The following is a 10,823-nucleotide window of genomic DNA, read 5'->3' as shown; positions in this document are numbered from 1 at the left end:
CCGGCGGGGCCCCCCCCCGGGCCCGCGCGCCGGCGAGAGCGCGCGGGTGGGCGGGGGGGGGGCGCCGGCCCCCCCCCCCCCCACCTTTCGTATACGGCCCCGGGCCGCCTCGTTCCTTCCCGGCCCCGGGGCGCTCGTTCACAGCGCGAGTGAAGCGTCCGGGCCCGGAGGCCGGTCCTCCACGGCGGGCACGAGCATCTGGGAGGCGGCGAGTTCGCGGTAGAGGACATCGGCACCGACCAGGTCGTCGTGGGAACCCGCGGCACGGATCCCACCGCCCTCCAGGACGATGATCTGCTCGGCATCGGTGACCGTGGACAGGCGGTGGGCGATCAGGATGACGGTGCAGCGGCGGGCGGCCTGGTCCACCGCCTCCCGCAGGGCCTGTTCGTTACTCGCGTCGAGCTGGGCGGTGGCCTCGTCGAGCAGCAGTACCTCGGGCCTGCGCAGCAGGGCACGCGCGATGGCGAGGCGCTGGCGTTCCCCGCCGGAGAGAGTGACGCCGCGGTTGCCGACCTCGGTGTCCAGTCCGTCGGGCAGCCTGGCGATCAGGGAGTCGAGCCGGGTCAGGCGCAGCACCTCGGCGATGTCCTCGTCGGTGGCGCCGGTCGCGGCGTAGCGGAGATTGTCGCCGAGGGTGCCCGCCATGACCGGGGACTCCTGCTCGACGTAGGCGATACGGCGGCGGACCTCGGCGCGGGGCATGAGGGCGATGTCCTGGCCGCCGATCCGGATGGCGCCCGCGTGTGGTTCGTAGAAGCGCTGGAGCAGCGCGAACATCGTGGTCTTGCCCGCTCCGGACAGGCCGACCAGGGCGGTACGGGTGGCTCCGGGCACGGTGAAGCTGATACCGCGCAGGGCCGGGCCGCGCCCCGGGTAGCCGAAGTGGACGGCGTCGAACTCGACCGGCGGCGCCGGTGCCGGCCGCGCGGTGCGCGGGTCCGCCGGCTCGGGAAGGTCCACGTCGTCCTCGGCCGGCAGCGCTCTGACCTGCTCGACGCGGACGATGGCGCCGAGGCCCTGCTGGAGCATGCCGAGGCCGCCGAGGAGTGCGGCGATCGGGCTGGCCAGGTAGAAGACGTAGAGCAGGAAGGCGATCAGCTGGGAGGCGTCGAGATCGCCGGAGGCCACCAGGGCGCCGCCGACGCCGAGCACCGCCAGGAAGGCCGCCTGGATGGCGACGCCGGAGAGGACCTGGACCAGGGCCGCGTACTTGGCGCCGGTCAGACCCGCCTCGTACGCCTCCTGGACGGCGGATTCGGCGCGGGCGGTCTCCCGGGACTCGGCTCCGTTGGCCTTGACGGTGCGGGCCGCGCCGAGCGAGCGGTCCAGGGCGGCGCCGATGGCGCCGACGGAGACCTGGGCGCGGGCGACGGCCGCGCGGATACGGGGCAGGATCAGTCCGAGGAGCGCACCGGTGCCGAGCAGGACCGCGAGGGTGACGCCGAGCAGGCCGAGGTGGACCGTGCCCATCAGGACGACGGCGCCGACGACGGTGAGCGACCCGTTGGTGATCATGACCAGGCCCTGGGTGGCGGCGTTCTGCACCAGGGCGCTGTCGGAGGTGACACGGGCGATCAGATCGCCGGGCGGTCGGCGGTCCAGCTCGGCGACCTTCAGCCGGATGAGACGGAAGACCAGGTCGCGGCGGATGGAGCGGACGACCTGCTCCGAGGTGCGCTGCTGCCACCAGGACTGGATTCCGGTCAGGACCGCGCCCGCCACCACCAGGACGCCGAGCAGGACCAGCGACCCGGTGACCGCCGTACCGTCCGCCAGGGCGTCCAGGACCGATTGCGCCACCAGCGGCTGGACGAGCCCGCCGGCGCTGGCGGCCAGCGCGAGCAGCAGCGAACCGAGCAGGACGAAGCGGTACGGGCGGGCCTGTTGGAGCAGGGCCCTCAGCGGGCGGACACCGACGGCCGACGGCCCGTCGGACGTGAGGCTCGGCGCCTGGGGCGGAGGCATCGGAAGGGCTGTGGTCATGGGGTGCTCCGGGGTGGGGGGCGCTCCCGGAGGTGTTCCGGGTGAGGATGCTGATGGAGGTGCTCCGGTACGGGCGGGGCCTCAGTACGGGCGGAGGCGCCGGTACCGGTGGAGGCGCCGGTACGGGTGAGGTGTTCCGGTACGGGCCGGAGCTCCGGTACAGGTGAAGACTCCGGTACGGGCGGAGCCTTCGAACGCGCTCAGCGGCCCGCGGGGGCCACCGGGTGCGCCGTGACGAGCTGTTCGAGGTGGTCGGCCGCCGCGCGCCGGCCGCCCGCGACGCGCAGCGACCTGCCGATGGCAGCCGCCGCCGTACGGTGCCCACCGGTGTCGTCCAGGACCGTGCGCAGCGCCTCGGCGAGCTTCGGCGCGTCCACCCGGCCGAAGCGCACCCGGATCCCGGCGCCCGCCTCGGTCACCTGGCGGGCCACGATCGGCTGATCGTCCCGGATCGGGGCGATCACGAGCGGCAGCCCGTGCCAGAGGGTTTCGCAGACGGTGTTGTGGCCGCCGTGGCAGACGACCGCACTGGCCCGGCCGAGCAGTTCGAGCTGGGGGACGTAGCGGCGCACCAGGATGCCGGGCGGCGGCTCCGCGAGCAGCCCGCCGGGATCCACGACGACGCCCTGCACCCGGTCGGCGAGCAGCTCCAGCGCCGCGGCGGCCTCGTGGAGGAAGCGCGCGCCCGCGTCGGTGTTGGCGGTGCCGAGCGAGACGAGGACCAGTGCGCGGGAGGGATCGAGCGCCTCCCAGGGGAAGTCGGGATCCCCGGGCCGGTCGGCGAAGGCCGGACCGAGCAGATGGACCCGTTCCGAGGGCGGGGCCGCCGTGTCGCCGACGAGTTCCCTGCTGGTGAAGGCGAGGACACCGTACGGGGAGAAGCGCGGGTCGTGGGTGGCGGCCGGGTCGCCGATCGCCTCTCGCAGCGCGTCCAGCCGACCGGTCAGCCAGGCGGCCACCTTGGGCAGGTCGGCCAGCGGGTCGACGAGTTCGGCCGAGGTGCTGGCCGAGGTGAAGTACGGGACGCCGAGGCGTTCGCAGACCAGGGCTCCCGCCACCGCGTGCTGGTCGGTGACGACCGCGTCCGGGCGGAAGGTGTGGACCGCGCTCGCCACGGCGGGCGCCATCGCCTCGGCGAGCGGGATGAAGAAGTCCTCCCAGAGGAAGCGGAAGGCGGCCGGTCCTGTCAGGGTCGGAGGGCGGACCAGTTCGCTGGTCGCGGGGAGCACGCACGGGTGGACGACGGCGGTGGACCCGGCCGCGTCGCGGACGCGGTCGGCGTATCCGCACCACTCGACCTCGTGGCCGCGCGCGGTCAGCTCGGCCGCCACCGCGACGAGCGGGTTGATGTGCCCGGTCAGCGGCGGTACGACCAGGAGGAAGCGGCTCATCCGACCGCTCCGGCCCGGACGCCCGCCCGGCGCGCGTGGTGCTCGCCCACCCAGTCCAGGACGAGGTCACGGGTGCGGGCGGGCTGTTCGACCAGGACCGAGTGGCCCTGGTCCGGGAGGACGACGGTGCGGCACCGCTCGACCTTCGCCTCCAGCTCCGGCACCTGGGCGCTCAGCCCGGAATCGCCGCCGAAGACGGCGAGCAGCGGGCAGCGGAGCGCCGACAGGTCGTCGTCGATGAGCCGCCCGGCCGGGACGTCCTCGGCCAGCGTGGTGGTCCGCAGGATGCGTGCGGCCGCGCGGGAGAGCCGGGCGGTGTGCGCCCCGTGGCGCTCCTTGATCCACTCGATGGCCTCCTCGCGGACCAGCTCACGGCGGGCGTGCGCCAGGCCGTCCGCGATGTGGCCGGCCCAGGCGGCCACCGGCGGCTCGGACTCGATCATGGTGAGGGTGGCGGTGCGGTCCGGGTGCCAGGCGGCGAATCCCGCGGCGACCGTGCCGCCGAAGGAGTTGCCGACCAGGTGCACCGGGCGGTGCTCGTCCAGGGCGTCCAGGAGCAGTGCCAGGTCCTCGACGAAGTGCTCCAGGCGGTAGCCGGTGGGCGGCCGGTCGGTACGGCCGTGCCCGCGCAGGTCGTACATCACGGTGTCCATGCCCGCCGCGGACAGGGCCGGGCCGAGGGTGAAGTAGTAGCTGGCGAGCGAGTCCGTGAGCAGTCCGTGCACGAGGACGACCAGCGGGGGCTCCCCTCCCGCGCGGGCCGTGCCGCCGGCCTCGCCCGCGGACAGCCGCTGCACATGGGTGGTGATGTCGCCGGTGCGTGTCTTCGCCATCCGGTCAGCTCTCCTCGGTGGCGCGCAGCGAGGCGGTGACGTGGTCGGCGAGCCGGCCCACGGTCAGCGCGATGATCTCGTCGAGTTCCAGGTCCGCGACGAACAGGGCGAGGTTGACGCGTTCGCCGTAGTGCTCGCGCAGCAGACCGGCGAGGGAGACCAGGTCGATGCTCTCCAGCTCCAGGTCGTCGTGGAAGAGCGTCTCACGGCCGATCTCGGCGTCCTCCAGACCGGCGTCGGGCAGCTCGCGCAGCGTCGCGGCGATCTGGGCGAGGACGGTGTCCTCATCGATGCCGAAGGCCGTGGGGGTGATCGCCTCAGTGGTCATGCTGGCTCTCCTGACTGACTGGCTCGGTGCCGCCCGTGGTCCAGGCGACGACATAGTTCCGTTCGGGCAGCCCCGCGGGGGCCGCCACCTGATCGCAGCGCACTTCCCAGGCGCTGCCCGCGTGTTCCACCCGCAGCAGACCGGGGCGGGCTGCGGTGACCTCGTACTCCTGGGGCCGTCCGCCCAGTCCCGTACCGCGCTCCTTCGCGACGGCTTCCTTCGCCGCCCAGAAACGGGTGAACCACAGGTCTTCGCCCTCGTCGCCCGCGGCGACGGTACGGGCGAGGAGCGCCCGCTCCTCGGGGCCGCAGGCCGCCGCGACGGTGGCGGCGGGCCGGGCGGTGACCTCTTCGAGGTCGATACCGCACGGTCCGCGGCGGGCCAGGGCGACCGCCGCCTCGGCGCTGTGCGCGAGGGAGACCGTCAGCCCCGGGCCGAGGTCACGGCCGTGCACGCCGGTCGCCACGGGACGGCCGACGGCGTCGTTGTGCAGGGCGATCTCGGCCGGGTAGATGTCGTCCGCGCCCTCCGCCCAGAGCAACCCGCGCACCGCGTCCTTGGCGGCGATCCGGCCGAGCAGATGGCGGCGTCTGCGGGTCGGGGGCCGGGCGGCGTAGCGGTCGCGTTCGGCGCCGCCGAGCACATTGCGCATGATCAGGTCACGGGTGGCGAGGTCGGGCCACCGCTCGTGGACCACGCTCCATCCCCCGGGACGTGCCTCGGAGAGGGTGTTCCGGCCGGGGAAGCGGTCCATCAGACGGATGCCGGGGTCGGTGTCGAAGCGCCGGTCGGTCCAGCCCGTGCAGACGGCCAGGACGCGGCCCTCGTGGACGAGTTGCATGTCGGCGGTGAGGGTGGTGGGGGTGACCTCGCGGATACGGATGTGGCAGTCCAGGGCGGTGCCGGCGGGCGGTTCCGCGCCGTAGAAGTCGATCCGGGCCATGCCGACGGGGAAGACCGTGGTGCGTTCGGTGAGGGTGGCCATGATCCAGTAGCCGAGGAGCTGGCCGACGTTGTCGAAGAGCGCGCCGGGTGCTCCGGGCGCGGTGAGGACGCCGCGCACGTGCCGGTCACCGATCGCGGTGAGTTCGGTGACGCCCTGGAAGGCGGGGCCGTGGAACATCCACCGCTCGGTGTAGAGCTGTTCGGCGGTCAGCTCGGGAACCCGTTCGCGGGCCGGGTCCACCGGCCACACGGCGGGCGGGGTCCCGGGTCCCTCGGCGAACCGGACCTCGGCGCCCGCGAAGCCGGTGAGCCCGACCTCGATCCGGTCCGGGCCCGAGCGGCGTACCGCGACGGGCACGTCGCGGGCCGGCATGGCCTCGATCCACTTCTGGAGCCGCACCCGGTGCACGGCTACCGCCCGCTGCCCGCGCTGTCCTGCCATCGCCTCTTCCGCGATCCGGACGAGGTGGTCGACGACGGTGGTCGCGGGCACGATCGGCCACCGGTCCGCCTCGTCGGGCCAGCCGGGCCGCTGGCGGAAGAAGCAGTGGTCGAGGAGGTACGGCATCCGGTCCACATCGATCCGGAGGGCGGCGGGGACGGCCGCGAGGCCGTCGGTGCCGTCCGGGCCGTGGGAGCCGTCCGGCCCGCCGGGGCCGTCCGGGGCCACGGAAGCGCTCGGGGGAACGGGACGGCCTGGGGCCCGGGACACGGCGCCGGTCGGTACGACGCCACCGGCGCGCGCGGGCGGCGGCCGGTGACCGGCCGGGACGCGAGGGCCTGGGCGCCGCCCCAGCGCGTCGAGGAGTTCCGCGGCGACGGCGGTGGTGTCGGTGAGCAGCGCGGAGAACTCGGCCGCCACCGGGCGGTGTCCGGCGGCCCGGTCCGGCGCGGCGGCCTCCGCCTCTGCACGGGCGGCGGGGCGCCACGTCCCGGCGGTGGTGCCGGGTACGGGGGCGAGGAGGCCGTGCCCGGAGGCGGGGAGGGTGATCAGGGCGCCGCCGAGGTCGAGCTTCATCCCGGCACGCCGTACCGGACGGATGGCCGAACCCGCCCGCCCGGCACGAGGGTTGAGCGGGGTGACATCCGGGGCCGCGCCCTCCGTCCACAGCGCCGTCGCCACCCGGCGGAGCTGGGCGAGGCTGTCCCGGGCGGGTGAGTGCGCGGGAACCACCAGCCGGTCGCGGCCCGCGAGGGTGTCGTCGATGAGGGAGCCGAGCTGCCCCGCGCCCAGCGTCAGGAAGGCCCGGAAGCCCGCCTCGTACATCCGCAGGACGAGCTCGCGGAAGCGGACCGGTTCGAGCAGGTGGCGCACGAACAGCTCGCGGACCGCCTCCGGTTCGGCCGGGAAGGGAGCGGCGACGGTCGCGGACCACAGGGCGGTGTGCGGCGGGTGCAGGGTGTACCGCTCGGCCGCCGTACGGATCGGGTCCAGGTAGGGGGCGAGCATCGGGGTGTGGAAGCCGGAGCGGAAGGGCAGCACCTGCGCGATGATGCCCTGCGCCCGGAAGGCGGCCACCAGGTCGGCGACGGCCTTCTCGGGTCCGCAGATCATCGACTGGCCGGGGGCGTTGTCATGGCTGAGGACCACGTCCGCGCGGCCGTCCAGCCGGTCGAGGACCCGGTCGGCGGCGGTGCCGAGGACGGCGAAGGCCAGGCCGGGCACCCGCAGCGCGTCCGGGTCGAAGCCGGCCAGGAAGGCGTCCACCTCCTGGGGGGCGTGCACCCCGGCCGCCGCCATCGCGGTCCACTCCCCCACACTGTGCCCGGCCATGGCATCGGGGACCACGCCGAGTCGGCGCAGCGCGGTGTCGAGCAGCCGGCCGAGCTGGAAGACGGCGGCGCCGTGCCGGCCCACGTCGCCGACCTCGGTCCGCTCGTCGTGGGACCAGTCCAGGCCGAGCCGGGCGGCGAGTTCGTCGACCCTCGGGGTGAACTCGGCCTCCAGGCCCGGGAAGACGAAGGCGGTGCGCCCGCCGTCCTGGCCGAGCACCGGACGCGGGGTGAACCAGACGTCGCCGCGCCCGCGCCAGGGCTCGCCCTTGGCGACCGCCCGGCGCGCCAGTTTCAGGCTGCGTGCCGTGGGGTCGACGATGCCGAGCCGCACCGGGCCCGCCTCGGGCGAGCCGGTCTCGGGCAGGCTCGCGGCGAGCACCGCGCCGTCCTCGGCGTCGAGCCGGGCGGCCAGTTCCCCGGGGGTACGGGCGGCCAGCCGCAGTACGCGCTCCGGCTCGGCGACGGTCACCCGCGGCCGGCGGGCGGGGACCGCGGCGGGCTGTTCGAGTATCACGTGGGCGTTGATGCCGCCGAAGCCGAAGGCGTTGACCGCGGCCCGGCGCGGGGCGCCGCCCGCGACCTCGTCCCAGGGACGGGCTGTGGCGAGCGTGGTGAACCGGGTGGCTTCGAGTGCCGGGTGGGGGTCGTCGCAGTGCAGGGTGGGCGGCAGCGTCTCGTGGTGCAGGGCGAGCGCCGCCTTGATCAGACCGGCCACGCCGGCGGCCGGCATGGTGTGCCCGATCTGCGACTTCACCGAGCCGATGACGGCGCGCCCGGCGGTGGCGGGGCCGAACACCTCGGCGACCGTGTCGAGTTCGGCTCCGTCCCCGGCGGGCGTCGCGGTGCCGTGCGCTTCGAGGAGCTGGAGCGCGTCGGCCGCGCGCGGGTCGAGCCCGGCGGCCTCCCACGCCTGGCGGACGGCACGGATCTGGCCGCCCGGATCGGGGTTGAAGAGACTCGCGGAGCGGCCGTCGGAGGCCACTCCGGTGCCACGGATCACCGCGTAGATCCGGTCCCCGTCGCGCTGCGCGTCCGCGAGCCGTTTGAGGACGACCACGCCGGTGCCCTCACCGATCAGGACGCCGTCCGCGGACCGGTGCAGCGGCCGGATGCGCTCGCTCGGGGAGAGCGCTCCGAGCTGGGTGAAGACGCTCCACAGGGTGAGGTCGTGGCAGTGGTGCACACCGCCCGCGAGCATCACGTCGCACCGCCGCGAGGTGAGTTCGCGTACGGCGTGGTCCACCGCGACCAGCGAGGAGGCGCAGGCGGCGTCCACGGTGTAGGCGGGTCCGCGCAGATCGAGCCGGTTGGCCACGCGGGAGGCGACCAGGTTGGGCACCAGGCCGATCGCGGACTCCGGCTCCTCGGGTCCGAGCCGTTCGCAGAACCCGGCCCGAACCGAGTCCAGTTGGGCTTCGTCGAGTTGCGGGGCCAGCTCGCGCAGGGTCTGCACGAGCTGGTTGGCGGTGCGGACCCGCTGGTCCAGGCGGACCAGCGCCGGTGTGAGGTAGCCGCCGCGGCCGAGTACGATCCCGGCGCGTTCACGGCGGGCGGGCAGGACGGACTCGCCGCCCGCGTCCTGGAGGGAGCGGTGCGCCACGTCGAGCGCGATGAGCTGGTCCGGGTCGGTGGCGGGCACCGAGTTCGGCATGATCCCGAAGCGGGTCGGGTCGAACTCGGCGCCGCCGTCGACGAATCCGCCGCGACGGCAGTAGAAGCGGTCGCTGCGGCGTCCCGCGGCCGGGCCGGTCGCCGCGGCCGGATCGTAGAAGAGCGGGTCCCAGCGGTCGGCGGGCACCTCGGTGATCGAGTCCACGCCGGCCGCGATGTTGTGCCAGTAGGTGGCCAGATCGGGGGCGCCGGGGAGGAAGACCTCCATCCCGACGACGGCGACCGGCTCGGGCCGCGCTTCGGGACCGCCGAGGGGTACAGGGGTGGGCACCGTGCTCACCAGCCGGAGGCGGTGTAGACGACGGTGTGCTCGTCGGGGGCCCCGTAGGCGAGTTCGCGCAGCAGGCTGAGGGGGCCCTCCTCCAGGTCGATCAGTTTGATGCCGCGGGCCGCGTAGGAGCGCATCAGCTCCGGCCCGACCATGCCGCCCCCGGTCTCGGAGGCGGCCCAGGGGCCCCAGTGCACGGTCAGACCGCGCCGCTCCCCGCCGGACCAGCGCCGGCCCAGTTCTTCCAGGACGTCGTTGGCGGCGGCGTAGTCGCTCTGGCCTCGGTTGCCGAGGGCGGCGGCGATGGAGCCGAAGAGGACGGCGAAGCGCGGGCTCACCGGCAGTCGGTCCACCGCGTCGAGGACGGTGCGGGCGCCGTCGGCCTTGGTGGAGAAGACCCGGGCGAAGGACTCCGGGGTCTTCTCCGCGATCAGCTTGTCCTCGATGAGGCCGGCGGCGCAGACCAGCCCGTCGAGCCGTCCGTACTGGGCGTACACCTGCTTGACCGCGGCGCGGACGGCCTCCGTGTCCACCACGTCCACCTGCTGGTACTCGGCCTCGCCGCCCGCCTCCCGCAGGGCGGCCAGGGTGGCGCGCACCTCGCGCTCCGCGAGGATCGCCGAGGCCCTGCGTTCGGTCTCGGCGGGGGTGGTGGTGAGCCGCGCGGCGAGCAGGGCGCCGCGCAGCGAGGCGCGGTCGGTGGCGGCGGCCGTCGCCGGGTCCTCGGTGGCGGCGGGGTGCGGGGTGCGCCCGAAGAGGACCAGGCGGCAGCGGGCGGCGACGGCGAGAGCGCGGGCGAAGCGCGCGGTGATGCCCCGGGCGCCGCCGACCAGGAGGACCACCGACTCGCGGTCGAGCCCGACGGCCTCGGCCTCGGCGGCGCCGTCGCCGGCCGGTCCCGCGCCGCTGGTGGCGAGCGGGCCGAGCGGGGTGGGCCGCAGGCGCGGGGTGTGGCGTCGGCCGTCCTGGCCGAGCAGGACCACCGGCTCGTCCTCGGGGGCGGCGAGTTCGGCGAAGAGGGCGCGGGCGGCCTCGGCGGCGCTCGCCCCGTCGGGGACCTCTGCCAGCGTGGCGTGGGTCCCGGGGTACTCGCGTGCCACCGTACGGAAGAAGCCGCGCAGCCCGCTGGGTGGACCGGCGCCGCGCCGGTCGGCGGTGAGCAGCCGGCGCGGCCCGGCGGCGAGGACCCGCTGGTAGAGGGCGAAGGCCCCGGGCAGTACGGGTCCTTCGGTGTCCAGGGGCGTCAGGTGCACCACGGTCTCGGCGCCCTCGGCCGGCGGTGCGCCGTCGGGGACCAGCTCGGTCTCGACACCGGCCTCGGCCAGCAGTGCGGAGAGTTCGGTGGCGGTCTCGCCGCCGCCGAGAAGCTGCACCCGGCGGCCCGGTTCCGGGCGTGCGGTGACCGGTTCGAGGGTGTGTTCCGTGAACAGCAGCCGCTGCGGGGCGGTGATCTCCGGGCGGGGTCCTTCGGCGGCGGGGGCGGGCGGGGGGCCGGAGGGTCCGGCGGTCGCGGGACCGGAGCGGAGGGCCGCTTCCAGGAGTGCGCTCAGCGCGGCGACCGTGCGGTTCTTCGTTGAGCGTGCCCATGTACGCGACCATCGCGCGCAGCGCGTCCGGCGTGTACG

At 75.2% G+C, this 10,823-nt stretch carries 6 protein-coding genes; all 6 read right to left on the bottom strand.

Going from position 1 to position 10,823, the window contains the following annotated elements; genetic code table 11:
- Window positions 1–138: 138 nt before the first annotated feature.
- Window positions 139–1,986 carry an ABC transporter ATP-binding protein gene (locus ACFXPK_RS23045; protein ID WP_385078189.1) on the bottom strand — a complete coding sequence of 616 codons (1,848 nt, stop codon included), beginning with the start codon at window positions 1,984–1,986 and terminating at the stop codon, window positions 139–141.
- A 200-nt stretch (window positions 1,987–2,186) separates the two neighbouring features.
- A complete protein-coding gene (locus tag ACFXPK_RS23040) occupies window positions 2,187–3,377 on the bottom strand; it encodes a glycosyltransferase (RefSeq protein ID WP_385078187.1) in 1,191 nt (396 codons plus the stop codon).
- Window positions 3,374–4,210: an alpha/beta fold hydrolase gene (locus ACFXPK_RS23035; protein WP_385078184.1), complete on the bottom strand. Its 837-nt coding sequence runs from the start codon at window positions 4,208–4,210 to the stop codon at window positions 3,374–3,376. The genes ACFXPK_RS23040 and ACFXPK_RS23035 overlap by 4 nt, the downstream gene beginning before the upstream one ends.
- A 4-nt stretch (window positions 4,211–4,214) precedes the next feature.
- Window positions 4,215–4,538, bottom strand: coding sequence for an acyl carrier protein (locus ACFXPK_RS23030; RefSeq protein WP_385004873.1), 324 nt, complete (start codon window positions 4,536–4,538; stop codon window positions 4,215–4,217).
- A complete protein-coding gene (locus tag ACFXPK_RS23025; protein WP_385078181.1) occupies window positions 4,528–9,201 on the bottom strand; it encodes a beta-ketoacyl synthase N-terminal-like domain-containing protein in 4,674 nt (1,557 codons plus the stop codon). The genes ACFXPK_RS23030 and ACFXPK_RS23025 overlap by 11 nt, the downstream gene beginning before the upstream one ends.
- 5 nt (window positions 9,202–9,206) lie before the next feature.
- Window positions 9,207–10,823: SDR family NAD(P)-dependent oxidoreductase (locus ACFXPK_RS23020; RefSeq protein ID WP_385078179.1), on the bottom strand; the 1,617-nt coding region annotated here is incomplete at its 5' end.

Source organism: Streptomyces sp. NPDC059142 (genome assembly GCF_042755665.1).
Classification (GTDB): Bacteria; Actinomycetota; Actinomycetes; order Streptomycetales; family Streptomycetaceae; genus Streptomyces.
Note: the sequence above shows the minus strand (reverse complement) of the source record. Positions and strands in the feature narration are given on the sequence as shown.